We start from the raw sequence: 18532 nt of genomic DNA, 5'->3' as shown, positions 1-18532 counted from the left end.
AACCGGATGGCACGCGTGCTGAGAAGGGACGCGAGGACCGGCCCGGCGGGTGACCTGACCTCACCCGCCGGGACCGGCACTCCCCACAATGTCCGTAAGGACACCCCCAAGGCAAGCCGGGCGGCCAGAAAAGCGGCCTTCACCCGGGCGATCCCGCACAGAAGGCCGTTTCTCAGCCGCCTCAGGCGCGACTGGCCGCTGCTGCTGATGACACTTCCGGCGGTCGGCCTGCTGGTCGTGTTCCACTACGTGCCCCTGCTCGGCAACGTCATCGCCTTCCAGGACTACTCCCCCTACGTCGGAATCAAGGACAGCCCGTTCATCGGGTTCGGCAACTTCCAGTGGCTGCTGCAGGATCAGAGCTTCTGGGACGCGACGCTGAACACGCTGAGCATCACCACCTTCCAACTCGTCTTCTACTTCCCCATCCCGATCGTGCTGGCGATCCTGCTGGACAGCGTGGTGCGGCCACGGGTGCGGCTGTTCATCCAGGGCATCGTCTACATGCCGCACTTCTTCTCGTGGGTGCTGGTGGTGACGCTGTTCCAGCAGATGCTGGGCGGGGCCGGCCTGCTTTCGCAGATCCTTCGTGACCACGGCTACGAGGGCTTCGACGTGATGACCAACCCCGACACGTTCATCCTGCTGCTCACCGCCGAGACCATCTGGAAGGACGCCGGGTGGGGGACGATCATCTTCCTCGCCGCCCTGGCGGCGATCAACCAGAACCTGTACGAGGCGGCGGCGGTCGACGGCGCGAGCCGGTGGAAGCGCATGTGGCACATCACCCTGCCCGGCCTTCGCCCCGTCATCATCCTGCTGCTGATCCTGCGCCTGGGCGACGCGCTCAACGTGGGCTTCGAGCAGTTCTTCATCCAGCGCGACGCGGTCGGCAGGGAGGCGGCCGAGGTGCTCGACACCTTCGTCTACTGGCGCACGCTCACCACCGGCGAGTGGAGTTACGGCGCGGCGGCGGGCCTGGTCAAGGGCCTGGTCGGGCTGCTGCTCATCCTCGTCGCCAACAAGATCGCCCACCGGTTCGGGGAACAGGGGATCTACAAACGATCATGACCACATTCACCTCACGTCCCATCTGGGACGAGCGGCCGAGCGCCATCGGGCGGCTGGGCAAGTCGCTGCTCCTGACGCTCATCGTGGTGAGCGTCCTGTTCCCGATCTACATGGTGGTGCTCACGAGCCTGTCGACCCAGGACACCGTCACCGAGGCCGGCGGCCTGGTGTCGATCCCGGGTGAGCTGTCCCTCGGCGCCTACAGGGAACTGTTCGCCGGCGGGGTCGTCACCCGCGCCGTCATGGTCAGCCTCGGCGTCACCGGCCTCGGCACCGCCATCAGCCTCACCACCACCGTGCTGGCCGCGTACGGGCTGTCGCGGCCCGGCTCGCTGTTCCACCGGCCGCTGCTGTTCATGATCTTGCTGACGTTCCTCTTCGGGCCCGGCATCATCCCGAACTACCTGCTGGTCAGCTCGCTGGGGCTGATCGACAGCTACTGGTCGCTCATCCTTCCGTCGGCGGTCACGGCGTTCAACCTCGTGGTCATGCGGGCCTTCTTCATGAACATCCCCCAGGAGGTGACCGACAGCGCGCGCATCGATGGCGCCGGCGAGTGGCTGATCCTGCGCCGCATCGTGATCCCCATGTCCAAGGGCGTCATCGCGGTGATCGGCATGTTCTACGCGGTGGGCTACTGGAACTCGTTCTTCAACGCCGTGCTCTACCTCAACGACAGCGCCAAGTGGCCACTCCAGGTCGTCCTGCGCCAGTACGTGCTGCAGGGCCAGGCTCTGGTGGTCGGCCAGACGAGCAACACCATCGCGGGCGAGGCGCTGCCACCGAGCCTGGCCATCCAGATGTCCATCGTGACGCTAGCGCTGATCCCGGTGCTGTTCATCTACCCGTTCGTCCAGCGTCACTTCACCAAGGGTGTGATCATCGGCGCCGTCAAGGGCTGAGGCGCCTCCCGCTCACCCACGAGGAGCCCTCCGCCCGGCGACCGGGCGGGGGCTCCGGGCCGTGGATCACCCCGCGACCGCATCCGCCAGAAGGGCACCGCGCCGGTTCAGTGGGTCGCCGCTCCGACACGGTCGACGATCTCCGAGACGCCCTTCTCCCGCGCGCAGTGGGCGCAGCAGTACCAGTGGCCGCTGGCCTCCACGCCGTGGCCGACGATCCGGCATCCACAGTGCTCGCAGGTCGGCGCCATGCCTTGGATCGCGCATTCGAAGCTGTCGTAGGTGTGCACTCCACCCTTGGTGTGGATATCGAAGCTCATGTCATAGTCATTGCCGCATACTTCGCAGGTAGCCATAGTCGTCCCTCCAGGCGCTCATCTACCGAGCTACCCAGGACGAGTGGCACGGGACTCCCCGACGGGCATTCCGTGCAGACATTTGAGGGTCCGGCTACCAGGCTTTTGACCGCGCGCGGCGAGCCACCGGCGCGTGGACTTCGCTCACCGAGGATCCTGGTCGGCCGGCCGGGTGGAGTGGCCCTGGGCTGACATCTCGGCGTGGATGCTCCGTTCGCAGGCCCTCCTCCACCCGCCAGCTCACCTCCACCGCGTCGCCGCTGCGGCTCGTCTCGAAGCCGCCTCCATGTCGGGCGGCGGCGCGGGGAAGCCCGACCGGTCGCAGAATGAGGTCGACGTCATCCGCGATCACCGGGCGCGACGGTGACACATCGCTCATAACCATTACGCTAAGTGCCGAGCGCCCTGATCGCCAGATCTGCACCCCACTTGCCCAATAGGGCTTTTCGGCACTCAACGAATGATGGGGAAAGGCGTCCCTTATTCATCTAGGCGGAGATGGGAGCCGAAAGCCATCTATCATCAGACGCGCCTCCTATTCTGAGCAATAGGGAGAATCAATTGTCAAGGGCCGGCACCGGTCGCGGCGAGGGGTTCGCCCCCTCTCTCATCACTGGCCGTGGCCCGCGATCGTCGCGCTCCTCACCACCGCGACCGTATGGCGGACGCGGCCCCTCGACGGATGCGGCCGCCCGCCTCGACCGGCGGCGAGGCGGGCGGCCATGCGGGCGATGATGCGAGTGGTTTACCGGCACTGACGAGCGGAAACGCCGTCACAGGCCCTCTCGGGGGGTCGGCTCAGTGACGGAGCCGCCCGGACCTGACGCCGGTGACGAACGCCCTCCACTCGCCGGGCGTGAGGACCAGCGCGGGGCCGTGGGGGTACTTGGAGTCGCGTACGGCGACGGCTCCGGGAAGGTCCGCGGCTATCTCCACACACTCGCCGCCGTCTCCCCCGGACCAACTCGACTTGCGCCAGCGTGCACGGGTCAGGTCCATTTCTGCTTCACCACTTCCTCAATGAGCTTGCAGGACAGGTGTTGCGGATAGGCGTCCGCCCGGACGGCGTCGTAGCGATTGATTATCTCGGTGATAGTGGTCCTGTCGGTTATCGTCCGTCCCCGGGGCTGGAACTCCACTCGCACGGTATACGCATTACCCCGCATTTCGGCAATGGCATACGCACCGATCAGTCCTGACAGGGCCTCCGCGGCATATGGCACCACCTGAATGGTGACGCGGGGGTGCCGTGCCATATGGAGGAGATACTCCAGCTGCTCGCGCATGACCTCGGCGCCGCCGACCGGACGGTGCAGGACCCCCTCGTCGATCAGGCACATGATCATGGGGGGATCCGTCCGCGAGAGGATCGCCCGGCGCTGCATCCGTCCCGTGACCCTGGCCTCGATCTCCTCTGCCGTGAGCCCGGGCTCCCGCTCGAAGACGCGCCGGGCGAAGGCTTCGGTCTGCAGCAGCCCCGGCACCAGCAGAGGAGACCAGAGCCGCAGCGCCGTCGCCCGCTGTTCCTCGATCGCCCAGTCGCGGAAGTGCGCGGGCACCGGGGGCGGAGGCGGCCAGACCTCGGCGTAGAGGCGGGCGATCACGCCCTCCAGGCCGAAGACCTCGTCGCACAGCTCGGCGAACCGCTCCGAGGGGCGGAACTTCGAGGTCTCTACCATGGCCACGGCGCTGGTGGAGAAGCCTATCCGCCGCGCTAGCTGCTTTTGGGTGAGCTTCGCCGCCAACCGGTGGTGGCGAAGCACGTACGCGAACCGAGCACGTGGCGACTCCTCGGGGTCGATGTCGATCATTTTGGTCATGAGGTCCCCTCGCGACACCTGGCCAGACCTGACTCACTGACGTCAGAACAACGCTGAAGTCATTCCGTAGTCAATTCGCTACCAAGCGTAATAGCTCGGATCCTCGCCGGAGGCACGAATCCCGACTCCGCGGCCACGTCCGGAAAGGCGCTGGTCACCTCAATGCATCACCTCAATAAGGCTGATCTATTGACCATTGCTCATCGTTGATCGGGCGCCCGGACGGCGGAGACCGCCACCCCTCCACGCGGAAGGGCGCCCCGGCCTTCCCATGAGGGAAGGCCGGAGCGCCGTTCGGCCGCCGGGACGGGCGCACTACCTGGTCAGGGAGAAGTCCCTGATCCGGATGTCACCGGTGAACACCAGGTAGACGTCGTGGACGCCGCCGGCCTTCGCCAGCGGGGCCGTGACCGTGGTGTAGGAGTAGATCCCGCCGGTGGCCGGCACCTGGGCGGTGCCGAGGAGCCGGCCGGTGGGCGAGCCGAGACGGACCTCGATCTTCCCGGCGGCGGTGGCCGCGACGCCCGCGGTCAGGCCGGTCGCGCCCGTGCGCAGGTCCGCGTCCTTGAACGCGATCCAGTCACCGGCGCCGGTCTTGCCGACCGCATCGCCGGACGCCTTGGTCTCGTCCACCAGCTCCACGCCCGCGTAGTCGTCGAAGTCGGCGGCGCGGGTCGGCTTGAACAGGTCGCGGTGCGGGATCTTCTCGCCCAGCACGTCGAGCGTCGCGCGCCGGTGGACGGCGGCGGACGAGCTTCCCATCATGACGTCGTGCGTGGCCTTCTCGACGGCCCACTTGCCGCGGGTGACGTCCCACAGGGCCAGGTCCGCGGCCTTGAAGGACAGCGTGACGTTCTTGGCCTGGCCCGGCGCGAGGCGCACGCGCTGGAACGCGCGCAGCTGCTTGACCGGCTGGGTGACCCGCGAGGTGCGCTGATGGGTGTAGAGCTGGACCACCTCGTCGCCCTCCAGCCTGCCGGTGTTGGTGACCTTGACGGTCGCCGTGACCGTGCCGTCCGGCCTGACCGAGCCGGAGTTCAGCTTCAGCCCCTGGTAGGTGAAGGTGGTGTAGCTGAGCCCGTGGCCGAAGGCGTACAGCGGGGAGCCCTTGTAGTACAGGTAGGTGTGGCCGGTCTTGGTGATGTCGTAGTCGAGGATGCTCGGCAGGCCGGCCTCCGACTTGTACCAGGTCTGGGTGAGCCGCCCGGCGGGGTTGACGTCGCCGAAGATCACGTCGGCGAGGGCGTGCCCGGTCTCCGCGCCGGCGTGGGTGGTCCACAGCAGTGAGCCGACCTGGTCCTCCCTGACCTTGGGGATGGTCGTCGGGTAGCTGTCCTCCAGGACCACCACGGTGTTGGGGTTGGCCTTGGTCACCGCGGCGATGAGGTCCTGCTGACTCTCGCCCAGCGCGAGCCCGGTCCGGTCGTGGTTCTCCCTGCCGGCGACGAACGGGTCGCTGCCGACCACGAGGACGGCCGCGTCGGCGGCCCTGGCCTGGCCGGCGGCGGTCCGCGTACCGCTGGTGAGCACCTCCTTGGCGAAACGCGCCGCCTGGTCCTTGGGACCCATGCCGAGGACGCCGCCCGCGCCCACGGTGACGTACGGGTCGGGGGTCGCCCACCAGCCTTCGTTGATCTCATATCCAACGTAGGCGATCAGGAAGGTGCCGTCGGCCTGCCTCTCCAGCTTGAACTGCTGCTGGACGAACCAGCCACCGGGGGTGTCGGAGTTGGCGGCGAAGGTGCCCCAGTTGCCGGTCAGCAGCTTGCCGTTGCCGACGTTGCGCAGGGTGGCCACCCCGTCGGTCCAGTCGGTGACGTCGAACTGCGAGGCCGCGGTGGGCGCGGCGTCGGAGACCACGACCGGATCGGCGGTTCCCGTGACGGTGACGTACTTGCCGGTGGTGACGTCCTTGAGGGCGACGCGGTCCATGGCGTCGGTGCCGGTCACGGTCGCCCCGGCGCCGAGCCGCTCCTTGACGCCGTCGAGCGGGGTCACCTGGTACGGCATCTTGCCGCCGTACCAGTCGCTGAGCAGCGTGTCGTGCAGCGGCCCGATGACGGCGACCTTCTTGGTGCGCGCGGGGTCGAGCGGGAGCGTCTTGGCGGTGTTCTTCAGCAGCACCATGGCCTTGCCGGCCGTCTCGCGGTTGAGCTTCTGGTTGGCCGGGCTGTTGACGACCTCCTTGGTGATCTTGGCGTACGGGCCGCCGTCCGGGTCGAACTGGCCGAGCCGGAAACGGACGGACAGGGCGTTGCGCACGGACCGGTCGATGTCGGCCTCCGCGAGCAGGCCTTTGGCGAGCGCGTCCTTGATCAGCGTGGTCATCGTGGCCGGCTTGTTGTCGTCGACGGTGAAGCTGTCGATGCCCGCCTTGAGCGTCGCGGCGAACGCCTCGGTCTCGTTGTCGAAGTAGTGCTCGGGGTCGGTGAGCGCGTGCGGGGCCCACGCGTCGCTGACGTTGTAGAGGTCCTTGGAGGTCCAGCTGCGCACCAGCCGGCCGATGTCGGGGTTGACGGTGTTGGGCCGCCCGTTGACCAGGTTGTAGGACCCCATCACGCCGGTGGCCGCGTCGGCGGAGATGGCCGGCTTGAACGCGGCCTCGTCGTACTCGTGCCTCACCCTGGGCGGCAGGTTGGACGAGGTGAGGCTGCGCTGGTACTCGTTGTTGTTGGCCAGGTAGTGCTTCAGGACCGGGGCGGTCTTCAGGTAGCGCGGGTCGTCGCCCTGCAACCCCTTGCCGTAGGCGATGGAGATCGCGCCGGTGAGCAGCGGGTCCTCGGAGTAGCCCTCCTCGTTGCGGCCCCAGCGCGGGTCGCGCAGCAGGTTGACCACGGGCGCCCACACCTGGGTGCCCCACACGACCGGGTCGATGGAGTTGTAGCCGCGCACCTCGTCGCCGACGGCCGAGCCGACCCTCTTGATCAGTTCGGGGTCCCAGGTGCTGGCCAGGCCGACGGCCTGGGGGAAGACCGTTCCGCCGGCGAAGGTCTGGGCCCAGTTGTTGGCGTTGTCGTTGGACCAGGCCACGCCGTGCAGGGCCTCGGTGCCGTTCTTGTGGTACGGAACGCCGAGGCGCGGGATCGCCGCCTGGGACTGGTGCAGCAGGGAGATCTTCTCGTCAAGCGTGAGACGGCCGAGCAGGTCGTCGACGCGCTGGTTGAGCGGGAGGGACGGGTCACGGAAGGGCGGGTCTTCGGCCGCTGTGGCGGGGGCCGCCAGCAGCGTCGTCAGCAGGCCGAAGACGGCCGCCAGCCATAACGGTCGTCGCAGGGACATAGCGCCTCCAGGTCAGGTGGTTGACGCGGGTTCTCGGACTCTGGTCGGTACGGACATGGGCTGGTACGGGTGCACCGTGACGGCGTGGCGACGGCCGCCCTACTTGATGGCGCCGACGGTGACGCCGCGGGTCAGCGTCCGCTGGAAGATCAGGAAGAACGCCACGGCAGGGATGATGCCGAGCAGCGCCGATGCGCTGGACATGGTGGCGTCCATCATCTTGTCGCCCTGCAGCACGCCGAGCGCGACGGGCACGGTCTGGTTGTCGTTGGAGATCAGGAAGATCAGTGGCAGGAAGAACTCGTTCCACGTCCAGATGAAGAAGAAGATCGCCAGGACGCTCAGCGTGGGCCTGCTGATCGGCACGACGATCCGCCACAGCACGCGCCACCGGCTCGCGCCGTCCATGGCGGCGGCCTCGATGATCTCCCTCGGGAAGTCGCCGAGCACGGCCGACAGCAGGTACGTCCCGAAGGCCCCCTGCACGACGGTGAAGATGATGATCACCGCGAGCCGGCTGTCGTACAGCCCCACTTCCTTGGACAGGTAGTAGAGCGGGTAGGCGAGAGCCTCCTGCGGGAGCGTGTTGGCGACCAGGAACAGCACGAGGATCCACAGCCGGCCACGCACCCGCCCGATGCCGAGGGCGTAGGCGTTGAGCACCGACAGGACCACGGCCAGCACCGCGACCGCCGCGCTGATCAGAAGGCTGTTGAGGAGCTTGCGGCCGAAGTCGACGCGGTTCCAGAAGTCGATGATGCCGTCGAGGTGGATGCCGTGCGGGAGGCTCAGCGGCCCGTTCGAGGAGTACTCGGCGGGGGTCTTGACGGCGTTGAGGGTGACGATCAGGAACGGCAGGAGCATCACGACGGCGAGCACGACGAGCGCGGCGAGGATCGCCCACCGGCCGGGACCGGTGCCGGTGCCGGGAGCGCGGTGGGCACGGCCGCGGACGTGACCGGCGGACCCGGCGGACGCGGCCGGCCGGCCCTGTCCCGCCTGTCGCCCCGTGCCCGCCTGGGGCGCCGGAAGGGATGTCATGACTTGCGCTCCTGGACCCGCAGGAAGAGGAAGGTGACGATCACGATGAGGATCGCGAGGACGGTGGCGATGGCGGAGCCGTAGCCGACGTTGGCCTTCTCGAAGAAGTTCTGGTAGCTGAAGTAGGACGGCACGATCGTGGCCTTGCCGGGGCCGCCCCTGGTGAGCACGAAGATCGGCCCGAAGATCTTGAGGGCGGCGATGGTGCAGGTCAGCAGCACGACGAAGATTTCGGGCCTGATCTGCGGGACCGTGATGTTCCAGAACCGCTGCCACCACGAGGCGCCGTCGATCTCCGCGGCCTCGTACAGCGCGGGGTCCACGCGTTGCAGCCCCGCCATGAAGATCACCACGGGGTAGCCCAGCTGGAACCAGATCATGATGGCCATCACGGTGGCCAGGGCGATGTCGGGGTCGCCCAGCCAGTTCTGCGCCAGCGAGCCGAGGCCCACCGACTTCAGCACGTCGTTGAGCGCGCCGTACGAAGGGTGCAGCATCCAGCCCCACACCACTCCGGCGACCGCCACCGGCAGCACCTGCGGCAGGTAGTACGCGGCCCGCAGCGCGCTCGCCGTACGGGCGCCGAATCTCTTGCCGATGTAGTCGAACAGCGCCGCGGCGAGGATCAGCCCAAGGATGGTCGGCACGATCGCCATCGCCACGATCAGCGCGACGTTGTGCGTGAACGAGGCCCAGAAGGTCTCGTCGGCCAGCAGCCGCCGGTAGTTGTCGAGCCCGGTCCACTTGGGGGTGCCGACACCGCTCCACCTGGTGAAGCTCGTCCCGATGTTCATCAGGAACGGCACGACGATGACCACGAGGAAGAGCACGGCACTGGGCACCAGGTAGACCCAGTACCCCGCGCACTTGCGGAAGCGCCGGACCGGCTCGGGCATCCGGTCCGTCACCGGCCTCGTCGCCGGAGCGTGAACTGCCATCGATACTTCGGCGGGGCCCCGCCGCCTTCCGGCGACGGAGGCCCGCCGTCCCTCCTCTACGTGCATGGTGTTTCATCAGTGCCATCCGGATTTATCCGGATGAATGCGTCACCACGGCACGGCGCCTCACCTCGGGCGAGGGCGCCGTGCGTCAGTTGCCGATGTCGGCGAGGTTGTCGTTGTAGGGCTGCGCGAGCTCGTCCAGGACCTTGTCCGGGGCCTTGCTGCCGTTGATCAGCTCCTGGACGCCGGCCACCATGGTGTCGTAGTAGCCGGGGGCGGGCCAGTCGGGATAGAACGCGAGGCCGTCCTGGGCCGAGAGCTTGTTGAAGTTCTCGATCAGTTCCTTGTTCTTCTCGTCGGTGATCGCCGAGGGGTCCGCCGCGACCGGGACGCCGCCCGCGTTGCCGAGCTTGTTCTGGATGTCCTTCTTCATCGTGATGTCGATGAAGTCGTAGGCGAGGTCCTTGTTCTTGGACTTCTCCGGCACGACCCAGAGGTTGCCGCTGGAGCCGGCGCTCAGCTGGTTGCCCGGCCACAGGAACGTGCCCCACTTGAAGTCCTTGATTTCAGAGCTCATGCGCCCGTACCACCAGCTTCCCGACACCATGATCGGGAACTTGCCGGAGATGAACGAGACCCCCATGTCCTCGGCCTTGATCCCCGCCGAGTCCTTGCTGATGTACCCCTTCTTCACCCAGTCGGCGAAGGTGGTGGCGCCGTAGGTGAACTCGGGACCGTGGAAGTCGGTCTTGCCCTTGTAGAGCTGGAAGGCGTCCACCCAGGGCCGCTGCGCCTTGCTGAGCGCGAGCTGGTACATGATCTGCTGCGCCGGGTACTCGGCACCGCCGACGGCGATGGGCGTGATGCCCGCCTTGACGAACTTGTCGAGGGCCGCGGTGAACTCGTCGTAGGTCGTCGGGACCGTGATGCCCTGCTTCTCGAAGGCGTCCTTGTTGTAGTAGACCATGACGTACTCGGCGTAGTTCGGGACACCGAACCACTTGCCCGAGCCCATGACGCCCCTGTCGTCATAGCGGGCCGTGGTCTGGAGGCTGGGGCTCAGGAGCTTGTCCCAGCCGCGCTTGGCCACCTCGCCGCTCAGGTCCGTCAGCAGCCCCTGCTTCGACAGCAGGCCGGCGGTGGCGTTGCCCTTGTTGTACTCCATGAGGTCGGGCGCCTGGTCGGATCCCAGCACCATGCCGGCGGTCTTCTGGATCTGCTCGAAGCCCTTCTCCTCGAACTTCACCTTGACGTTCGGATGGCTCGCCTCGAACTGCTTGATGGCGTCCGCCCAGGCGACCCCCATCGCGCTGGTGGCCCCCTCGTAGTGCCAGAGCGTCAGCGTCTTCGCCTCGGCCGTACCGCTCCCGCCGCCCGGTTCCGTGGAACCCGATGAGCCGCAGGCGGCGAGTGTCAGCGCCGCCGCGGCCAACGCGGCGACGATCCCTATCTTGGACATGGTGTTTCTCCAGGGGGTTGCTAGTCGACGACGACCGTGGCAGGGGCGCCGGCGACGGGAGCGATTTCGACGTTGGCGATCTGCTTGGAGCCGGAGACATGGACGCGCAGCACGTCGCCGTCCCGGGCGGCGGTGACCGTCGTGTCACCGTCGACGTCTCTGATGGTGGTGCGGCCCTCGCCGCCGTAGCTGACGACGGTGACCCGGGCGAACGGGTCGGCGCCGACCGAGTCCCCGACCTCGGTCACCGGGATCAGCGCGCCGTGCCGTACGAACAGCGGGATCCGGTCGAGCGGCTTGGTGACCGGGATGTAGCGGCCACCGGCGTGGACCTCATGGGTCCAGTAGTCCACCCACTCCCCGGCGGGAAGGTAGACCTGTCGGGTGCCCTCCGGTGTGGTCATCGGGGCCACGAGCAGGTCGGGACCGAGGAGGTACTCCAGGTCGGCCTGCCAGGCCACCGGGTCGTCCGGGTGGTCCACGCACAACGCGCGCATCATCGGGGCACCGGTCCTGGCCGCCTCGACCGCCGCCGAGTAGATGTAGGGCATGAGCCGGTAACGCAGCCTGATCGCCTCGACGACCAGGTGCTCCACCTCGGGGAACTCCCACGGCTCGCGGCTGGTGGTGCCGTGGAAGCGGACCAGCGGGGAGAGCGCGCCGAACTGCGCCCACCGGACGTACAGGTCGTCGGTCGGGGTGCCGGTGAAGCCGCCCGCGTCATGGCTCCAGAACGGGATGCCCGACAACCCGTGCGAGAGGCCGCCCCGGATCGTGCTGCCCATGGCGGGGTAGGAGGTGTAGGTGTCGCCGCCCCACTGGGCCGCGTGCCGCTGGCCGCCGAGGAAGGACGAGCGCGCCCAGACCATGCCGTGCCCGTTGACCTCGCGGGTCACGTCGGAGACCACGTCGTTGAACAGCAGCGAGTACACGTTGTGCAACTCGGTGCCGCTCATCCCGTTGGACGCCACCGAGTCCCTCGGGACGCCCTCGGCGAAGTCGGTCTTGAAGACGGCGACCCCCTGCCGGAGGAGCGGGCGCAGCAGGCCCTTGAACCACTCCACGGCGCCGGGGTGGGTGAAGTCGACGATGCCGCAGGCGGGGTAGGAGCCGTGCCAGGAGTCCGCGACGTAGACCTCACCATCCTGATTTGTCAGGAAATATCCCGCTGCGGATGCCTCGGTGAAGGCCGGGCTGAGGTGGGAGATGTACGGGTTCATCCACAGGCAGACCTCGAAGCCCTGCTCCTTGAGCGTGGCGAGCATGCCGTCGGGGTCGGGGAAGCTCTCCGGGTCCCACCTGAGGTCGGACCAGTGCCCGTCGACCTGCCAGTAGCAGTCGAGGTGGAGGACGTCGCAGGGGATGCCCTTGCCGCGAATCCTCCTGGCTCGTTCCAGCACCCGCTGCTGGGTGTCCTTGAAGAAGCCGGAGGAGATCCAGCTCCCGAAGGCCCACTTGGGCGGCAGCGCCGGGGCGCAGGTGAGCCGGTCGTACCGTGCGAGGATCTCAGGGACTCCCGGGCCCGCGATCACGTAGTAGTCGATCAGGTCGTCCGGCACGACGATCTCGACACAGCTGTGGGTGGAGCGGCAGACGTCGAACTCCACCGGCATGCCGCTGTCCACGAGCAGCCCGTAGCCCCGGCTGGACACAAAAAAGGGGACATTCTTATATGAGCGCTCCGATTCAGCGCCGAAAGCATCAAAGTTCCACATAAGCGGACGCTGGCCGCGCTTGTCCAGCGGCGTGAACTTCTCGCCGAACCCGCCGAAGTGCTCGTCGGGCTGTGCCACCAGGCTTTCCTGGTACGCCACCGTCGCGCCGCCGGCGCGGGAGCGCCCGAACGGCAGCGTCCGCAGCCGGCCGCTGATGTCCACGTGACCCGGGTCCTGCTCGGTGAGCAGGCGGCCGTCCGCATCGGTGAACCGCAGGTGCCAGGGGTCGAGGGTGATCTCCGCCCGTACGGCCCCGGCGTCCACGACGATCCGCTCGTCACCGGTCTCGACCCGTGCCCCGGCGAACTCGCCAGGGTGCACCATCTCGATGACCCGGGCGGAACGGGTGCGCGCCTCGGAGTCCTCGCCGAGCTTGACGCGGATGACGCCCTCACCGGCGACGGCCACCTGGACGACCAGCACCTCCTCCGCCGAGGTCGACGCCTTGAAGGTCACCCCCTGCCCGTCGGCGGCCATCAACTCGGCACGGACCAGCGCCGACAGGCCCTGCTCTCCCTGCGCGCGCACCGGGAGCTCCGGCGGGTCCGCACTGAAGTACTCGTGCGCGATCAGAGGGGGACGGTACGGCATTGCGGCGCTCCTGTAAGACACGAGGAAGGTACTCAGGGGAATTAGTTTGCCGACTATACGAACAAACGTCAACGTCACGGCGGTCCGGCGGGCCGGGCGTTGACAGCACCCCTCGGCCGTACTTAGTTTGATGGCCGTACGAATTCCGAACCGCTCGGCGGGCCGGAGCGACGAGCGGGGACGCCGGGCATGCGATGGCCGAGGGGGATGGACGGGCTCTGCTACGGGGGTGACTACAACCCCGAGCAGTGGCCCGAGGAGGTCTGGCACGAGGACGTCGCGCTCATGCGCGAGGCCGGCGTCACGCTCGTCACCGTCGGTGTGTTCTCCTGGGCCCGGCTGGAGCCCTCGCCGGGCCGCTTCACCTTCGGCCGGCTCGATCGCGTGCTCGACCTGCTCCACGCCGGCGGCGTCAAGGTCGCCCTGGCCACGCCCACCGCCTCTCCCCCACCGTGGTTCGGCCTGGCCCATCCCGACGCCCTGCCGGTGTCCGGCGACGGCACGCGGCTCTCCCATGGCAGCCGTGACACCTACTGCGTCTGCGCTCCGGCCTACGTGGCGGCGTCGGTGCGGATCGCCCGCGCCCTGGCCGAGCGCTACCGGGAGCATCCGGCGCTGGCCATGTGGCACGTCCACAACGAGTACGGGACCTGGTGCCACTGCGACCACGTGGCGGCGGCCTTCCGCGCGTGGCTGCGAGCGCGGCACGGCTCCCTCGACGCCCTCAACGACGCCTGGACCACCGCCTTCTGGAGCCAGCACTACACGGACTGGGAAGAGATCACACCGCCCCGCGCCACGCAGTACCTGCCGAACCCCTCGCAGGCGCTCGACTTCCGCCGCTTTCTGTCCGCCGCCATGCTCGCCCACTACCGTGCCCAGAAGGCGGTGCTCCGGGAGCTGACGCCCGATGTGCCGGTGACCACCAACTTCGTGTTCGGCGGCTGGGTCCCGGTCGACAACTGGGAGTGGGCGGGCGAGGTGGACCTCGTCGCGATCGACCACTATCCGGACGATCCCGAGCACGCGGCCGAGCAGACCGCTTTCGCCGCCGACCTGGCCCGCGCGTGGTCGGGCGGGCGGCCGTGGCTGCTGATGGAGCAGGCGGCCGGGATCGTCTACACGGGCACGCGCATGCGGTCGAAACGGCCCGGCGAGATCGCCCTGCACAGCCTCCAGCACGTCGCCCGGGGATCGCGCGGGGCGATGTTCTTCCAGTGGCGGGCGTCCCGCGGCGGCTCCGAGCTGTGGCACGGCGGGATGGTGCCGCATGCCGGCCCCGGCGGCCGGATCTTCAGGGAGATCCGCGAGCTCGGCGGCGTGCTCCCGCACCTGGCCGAGGCCGCCCGTGACGCGGCCGTCCCGGCGGACGTGGCGATCCTCTGGGACCCGGAGTCGTGGTGGGCCGTGGAGTCCCCCGGGTTCCCCTCGTCCGACGTGCGATACCTGGACGCGCTCCACCAGGCTCACCGGGTGCTGTGGCGCAACGGCGCCACCACCGACTTCGCCCACCCTTCACACGATTTATCGGCATATGCCATGGTGCTGGTCCCCAGCCTGTACCTCGTCTCCGACGCCGCCGCACGGAACCTCACCGCCTACGTCGAGCAGGGCGGCACGCTGGTCGTCTCCTTCCTCAGCGGCGTCGCCGACGAGCACGCCCGGGTGCGGCTCGGCGGCTACCCGGGGGCGCTCCGCGACCTCCTCGGCATCTGGGTGGAGGAGTTCCTCCCCCTCGCCGAACCCGTGCCGATCCGCATGGACGACGGGGAGGATGCCGCCGGTGGCCGGGGCGGCCACGTGGTGACCGGCGAGATCTGGAGCGAGCGCGTCGAGTCGCGGGGCGCGACCGCCCTGGCCCGGTACGAGGGCGGCGTGCTCGACGGCCTGCCCGCCGTCACCCGCCACGCCCACGGCGCCGGTCAGGCGTTCTACCTCTCCACCCGGCTGGACGACGACGCCTACGCGCGGGTCCTGTCCCGCGCGGGCCTTCCCGCCGCGCCCGCTCCCGCCGGGGTCGAGCTGGTACGGCGCGTCGACGGCGGGACATGCTGGCTGTTCGCGCTCAACCACACGGCCGCAGAGCAGGAGATCGCGGCGACCGGGACCGACCTCGTCACCGGGGCCACGGCCGGCGGCCTCCTTCGTCTCCCGCCGGGCGGCTTCGCGGTGATCCGGACGACGGACGGCGCGAGCCGCCCCGTACGGCGTGGCCACGCGTCCGCGCAGGGAGGAGAGACGGCCGGTCGGCGGACCGAGGGTGCAACCGCTTAACAAGAGGACGTCAAGCGGCGCGAGCAATAGTCTGCTCAGGCACTCGGTCCATGACCGGAGGGAGAGAGCGATGAGGCGCATCAGAATCGCCCGGCCCCGCGCGGGTCGTCGCACCAGCAGGCCGTTCCTGCTCGATCTGCGATCGCCGTCCGGACGGACTCTGCCGTACTAGAGCTTTTTACAATAGTCTTACGCCGACTTCTGTAGACATCTCGCGTAACACATTCATCACGGCCGGGGGGCTCGATGAGAAGGCTTGCGGTGGTGCCCGCGTACGTTCCACGTCACAAAGTGCGCGACATACGGACGGCACACCGCCCGACACCGTCCCCGGACACCAAGGTGGTCCACCTCCAGGCGTACACCGGTCGCAACGTCATCCGTTTCCCGCGCCGGGGCGGCTCCACCCCCGCCGCCTGACCGCACCGGCCCGCATCGCCGGTCACGCCGTCGCGGCGGCCCGGCCGAGTGCCTCCCGGGTGAAGTCCTCCGGGTACGGCGAGCGGGCGAGCGCCTCGGCCACCGCGATCTCGCCTGCGCCGGCCGCCCGGCAGAGCTCGGCCACCTCCGCCAGCTCCGCTCGCTGCCGCTCGACGAACGCGGTGTCCACCGGCTCGCCGTGACCCGGGACCACCGTACGCGCGCCGTAGCCGAGCACCTGGTCGAGCGCCGCCGGCCACGCCGAGGGGAACGCGTCGCCGAACGACGGCGGCGCGCCCTGCTCCACCAGATCTCCGGCGAAGAGCAGCGCCGAGTCGGGCACGTGCGCCACCAGGTCGTGGCCGGAGTGCCCGGGGCCGGGGTGCGCGAGCCGCACCAGGCGGCCGCCGAGGTCGATGTCGGCGGTGCCGCCGACGAGCCGGCCGGGCAGCACCAGGCGCGCGGCGGCGATGCGCTCGGCCTCCTGCGGCCTGCCCTGCTCGCGGTAACGCTCGGCCCAGACGGACCTCTGCGCCTCGCCGGTCTCCGCGAGGTCGGCCCGGCAGGCGGGATGCGCCCAGACCGGGCACTCTCCGAACGCCGCCGTGCCGAAGCTGTGGTCGAAGTGCGAGTGGGTCAGCACCACCGACCACGGCAGCCCGGTCAGCTCGCGGATCGCGGCCGCGAACTCCGCGCCCTGCGCCTCGTGGGCACCGGTGTCGATCACCAGGCAGGCGCGGTCGCCCACCACCAGGCCGAGCGAGAGGTCGAGCTCGGCATGCCGCCGCACCCAGGCACGGTCCCCCACCTCGATCCACCGGCCCACCGGCCACCTCCACGCCCGACGACCGCCCCAGTGTAAGGAGCAGGCACCACATGAGGCCAGGTAAGAGCAGTGGGACCAGCAGCCGGCGGGGGCCCGCATCGGACGCTGACGGGGTCGTCCCGCTCGCACCTCAGACCGGGGCCGGCTCCGTCAGCACGTACTCGTCGCGCGGCGGCGAGTCCTGCTGGGGCCGCGGGTCAGGACCGGCCGGGCGCGGCGGGATCCGGAAGCCGGCTGATCACCGTGTTGTGCACGCGCTGGAAGACCATGGACGTGCGGAAGCCCACGATCTCCTTGCGCTTGCTCAACCGGTCCAGCAGGAACGAGTGCAGGTGGTCGAGATCCTGCGCCGTCACGTGCAGCAGGAAATCGTCGCCGCCGGACAGCACGAAGACGCTCAGCACCTCGGGAAGCCTGCTGACGGAGTCCTTGAAGGTCTGGATGACCGTGCGGCTGAGCGGGCGCACCTGCACAGAGATCATGGCCGTGCCGCTGACCGCGCTGCTGGAACTCGGGATCGGCCCGGCCGCCCATCCGATCGTGGGCGTGGCGGCCGTCTTCCTGACCTTCGGCGCCGTGAACACCTACATCGCGGGCGCGGCCCGGCTCGGCGTGGCCCTCGCCCGTGAGGGCGCGCTGCCACGGCCACTGGCGGCCGGTGCGGTGGCCGGTCGCGGTCTCGCGCTGCCCGGCGCGCTGACGGCCCTGATGACGCTGGTCATCCTGCTCTACGGGCTGGACCTGGACGCGCTCATGCGGGCCACGTCGGCCGGTCTGGCCGCCGTCACCTTCGCCGGCTGCGCCGCCGCCATCCGCCTGCTCACCGGAAAGCGGCGCAAGGCGGCGGTCGCCGCCACCGTTTCACCCTGGCCGTGCTGGCCTCCTGCGGCGCCTACCTGCTCGTACCCGCCGCCCTTGGACTGCTCAGCATGACGGTCACGCGCCACCGGATCTCTTCGAGGCCGGCCATACTCCCGTCTTCGCGTTGAGGGAAGTCGCGGGGACACGGCGCGGCGCGGAGGCGAGCACGACCGAGCCGAGCGTGACCACGCCCCGCGCCGCGCCGGTCCAGGCGACGGAGGCGTACCCCAGGCCCGCCGCGATGGCCGGCCCCCCGAGCCACGGGGCCTATGGTGATCCCGACGTTGAACGCCGAGGTCACCTCTCGGGCAGCGGGCAGAACAGGTCGACGGTGTTGCCGTCGGGGTCGTGGACGACGGCGTACCGCTGGCCCCAGAAGGCGTCCCAGGGCGCCTTGTGGCTCTCGTGGCCGAGCGAGACGAGTGTGTCGTGGAGCGCGTCCACGTCGGCCGGGCTGTCGAGGCGGAACGCCAGGGACATCCGGTTCCCGCCGCTCGGCCGCTGCCACTCGGAGTCGAAGGAGCGGATCGTCTCGACCGTGTCCCAGGCGAGCCGCAGCCCGCCCGGCAGCACGAACTCGACGTGCGGCTGCTCGTCGGCCTCCGGCGGCAGGTCCAGCCCGAGCCGGCGGTAGAAGGCCAGGGAGCGGGCCATGTCCTCGACGATGATGCCGACGACGTCAAGATGCGCTTTCATGTCGATCCTCGTCCCATCGGTGGGTGTGCGTTCGTCGCCGCCGTCCCGCCGTGAGCGTGATGACCGGCATGGGGATCCGGCGGGACGACCTGAACGGCGGTGACGCTCATGTCCGGCATGCTAGGCCGCCGCCGCCACCGCGGTCTTGCAGGAATCGGCCCCCTCTTCGAGAGGCGGCCCACTCGCCCCCGGCCCGAAGGACGCACTCGGCCCAGCGGCCGGTCAGACCTTCGTCTCCGCGGTGCCCGGCCGCGCCCGGGCCGCCGGTGAGGTGTGTCAC

Annotated in this window: 15 protein-coding genes; 4 read left to right on the top strand and 11 right to left on the bottom strand. The window is 69.2% G+C overall.

What is annotated here, in order from left to right; genetic code table 11:
• Positions 1-6: 6 nt before the first annotated feature.
• Together ABD810_RS15070 and ABD810_RS15065 are read left to right on the top strand one after the other, a co-directional pair.
• The gene (locus tag ABD810_RS15070) at positions 7-1071 is read left to right on the top strand and encodes an ABC transporter permease (protein ID WP_344939394.1); all 1065 of its coding nucleotides are present in this window, start codon (positions 7-9) and stop codon (positions 1069-1071) included.
• The gene (locus ABD810_RS15065) at positions 1065-1973 is read left to right on the top strand and encodes a carbohydrate ABC transporter permease (RefSeq protein ID WP_425566901.1); all 909 of its coding nucleotides are present in this window, start codon (positions 1065-1067) and stop codon (positions 1971-1973) included. Before ABD810_RS15070 ends, ABD810_RS15065 begins: the two co-directional genes overlap by 7 nt.
• 107 nt (positions 1974-2080) lie before the next feature.
• Here the strand turns inward: ABD810_RS15065 and ABD810_RS15060 are convergent, their stop codons facing one another.
• The 8 genes from ABD810_RS15060 to ABD810_RS15025 all read right to left on the bottom strand — a co-directional run bounded on the left by ABD810_RS15060 (position 2081) and on the right by ABD810_RS15025 (position 13175).
• Complete coding sequence (locus ABD810_RS15060) at positions 2081-2329, bottom strand: hypothetical protein (protein ID WP_344939390.1); 249 nt, start codon at positions 2327-2329, stop codon at positions 2081-2083.
• A 798-nt stretch (positions 2330-3127) separates the two neighbouring features.
• The gene (locus ABD810_RS15055) at positions 3128-3328 is read right to left on the bottom strand and encodes a DUF397 domain-containing protein (protein WP_344939388.1); all 201 of its coding nucleotides are present in this window, start codon (positions 3326-3328) and stop codon (positions 3128-3130) included.
• Positions 3319-4149 carry a helix-turn-helix domain-containing protein gene (locus tag ABD810_RS15050; protein WP_344939386.1) on the bottom strand — a complete coding sequence of 277 codons (831 nt, stop codon included), beginning with the start codon at positions 4147-4149 and terminating at the stop codon, positions 3319-3321. Before ABD810_RS15050 ends, ABD810_RS15055 begins: the two co-directional genes overlap by 10 nt.
• A 315-nt stretch (positions 4150-4464) precedes the next feature.
• Positions 4465-7428: a glycoside hydrolase family 3 C-terminal domain-containing protein gene (locus ABD810_RS15045; RefSeq protein ID WP_344939384.1), complete on the bottom strand. Its 2964-nt coding sequence runs from the start codon at positions 7426-7428 to the stop codon at positions 4465-4467.
• Positions 7429-7527: 99 nt separating this feature from the next.
• Complete coding sequence (locus tag ABD810_RS15040) at positions 7528-8469, bottom strand: carbohydrate ABC transporter permease (protein WP_344939382.1); 942 nt, start codon at positions 8467-8469, stop codon at positions 7528-7530.
• Positions 8466-9377 (bottom strand): carbohydrate ABC transporter permease, encoded by a 912-nt coding sequence (locus ABD810_RS15035; protein ID WP_344939381.1) that lies wholly within the window; start codon positions 9375-9377, stop codon positions 8466-8468. The genes ABD810_RS15040 and ABD810_RS15035 overlap by 4 nt, the downstream gene beginning before the upstream one ends.
• A 181-nt stretch (positions 9378-9558) precedes the next feature.
• Complete coding sequence (locus ABD810_RS15030; RefSeq protein WP_344939379.1) at positions 9559-10869, bottom strand: ABC transporter substrate-binding protein; 1311 nt, start codon at positions 10867-10869, stop codon at positions 9559-9561.
• A gap of 20 nt (positions 10870-10889) precedes the next feature.
• Positions 10890-13175: a TIM-barrel domain-containing protein gene (locus ABD810_RS15025; protein ID WP_344939377.1), complete on the bottom strand. Its 2286-nt coding sequence runs from the start codon at positions 13173-13175 to the stop codon at positions 10890-10892.
• 189 nt (positions 13176-13364) lie between these two features.
• Here ABD810_RS15025 and ABD810_RS15020 point away from each other — a divergent pair, with 189 nt between their 5' ends.
• Entirely contained in the window at positions 13365-15449 is a 2085-nt protein-coding gene (locus ABD810_RS15020) for a beta-galactosidase (protein ID WP_344939375.1), read from the top strand.
• Positions 15450-15891: 442 nt separating this feature from the next.
• Here the strand turns inward: ABD810_RS15020 and ABD810_RS15015 are convergent, their stop codons facing one another.
• On the bottom strand, positions 15892-16695 hold the full coding sequence (locus ABD810_RS15015; protein ID WP_344939373.1) for an MBL fold metallo-hydrolase: 804 nt from the start codon (positions 16693-16695) through the stop codon (positions 15892-15894).
• A gap of 197 nt (positions 16696-16892) precedes the next feature.
• On the bottom strand, positions 16893-17177 hold the full coding sequence (locus ABD810_RS15010) for an Lrp/AsnC ligand binding domain-containing protein (RefSeq protein WP_344939371.1): 285 nt from the start codon (positions 17175-17177) through the stop codon (positions 16893-16895).
• Here ABD810_RS15010 and ABD810_RS15005 point away from each other — a divergent pair.
• Complete coding sequence (locus ABD810_RS15005) at positions 17176-17628, top strand: amino acid permease (protein ID WP_344939369.1); 453 nt, start codon at positions 17176-17178, stop codon at positions 17626-17628. The two genes, ABD810_RS15010 and ABD810_RS15005, sit on opposite strands and share 2 nt — an antisense overlap.
• 225 nt (positions 17629-17853) lie before the next feature.
• Here the strand turns inward: ABD810_RS15005 and ABD810_RS15000 are convergent, their stop codons facing one another.
• A complete protein-coding gene (locus ABD810_RS15000) occupies positions 17854-18252 on the bottom strand; it encodes a VOC family protein (protein WP_344939367.1) in 399 nt (132 codons plus the stop codon).
• Positions 18253-18532 lie beyond the last annotated feature (280 nt).

This window comes from Sphaerisporangium flaviroseum, from assembly GCF_039537005.1.
Taxonomy (GTDB): domain Bacteria; phylum Actinomycetota; class Actinomycetes; order Streptosporangiales; family Streptosporangiaceae; genus Sphaerisporangium; species Sphaerisporangium flaviroseum.
Note: the sequence above shows the minus strand (reverse complement) of the source record. Positions and strands in the feature narration are given on the sequence as shown.

Coding starts and splice junctions, on each gene's coding strand:
- ABD810_RS15070 (WP_344939394.1), top strand. CDS start 7: ATGGCACGCGTGCTGAGAAGGGACGCGAGGACCGGCCCGGCGGGTGAC.
- ABD810_RS15060 (WP_344939390.1), bottom strand. CDS start 2,329: ATGGCTACCTGCGAAGTATGCGGCAATGACTATGACATGAGCTTCGAT.
- ABD810_RS15055 (WP_344939388.1), bottom strand. CDS start 3,328: ATGGACCTGACCCGTGCACGCTGGCGCAAGTCGAGTTGGTCCGGGGGA.
- ABD810_RS15050 (WP_344939386.1), bottom strand. CDS start 4,149: ATGACCAAAATGATCGACATCGACCCCGAGGAGTCGCCACGTGCTCGG.
- ABD810_RS15045 (WP_344939384.1), bottom strand. CDS start 7,428: ATGTCCCTGCGACGACCGTTATGGCTGGCGGCCGTCTTCGGCCTGCTG.
- ABD810_RS15040 (WP_344939382.1), bottom strand. CDS start 8,469: ATGACATCCCTTCCGGCGCCCCAGGCGGGCACGGGGCGACAGGCGGGA.
- ABD810_RS15030 (WP_344939379.1), bottom strand. CDS start 10,869: ATGTCCAAGATAGGGATCGTCGCCGCGTTGGCCGCGGCGGCGCTGACA.
- ABD810_RS15025 (WP_344939377.1), bottom strand. CDS start 13,175: ATGCCGTACCGTCCCCCTCTGATCGCGCACGAGTACTTCAGTGCGGAC.
- ABD810_RS15020 (WP_344939375.1), top strand. CDS start 13,365: ATGCGATGGCCGAGGGGGATGGACGGGCTCTGCTACGGGGGTGACTAC.
- ABD810_RS15005 (WP_344939369.1), top strand. CDS start 17,176: ATGGCCGTGCCGCTGACCGCGCTGCTGGAACTCGGGATCGGCCCGGCC.
- ABD810_RS15010 (WP_344939371.1), bottom strand. CDS start 17,177: ATGATCTCTGTGCAGGTGCGCCCGCTCAGCCGCACGGTCATCCAGACC.
- ABD810_RS15000 (WP_344939367.1), bottom strand. CDS start 18,252: ATGAAAGCGCATCTTGACGTCGTCGGCATCATCGTCGAGGACATGGCC.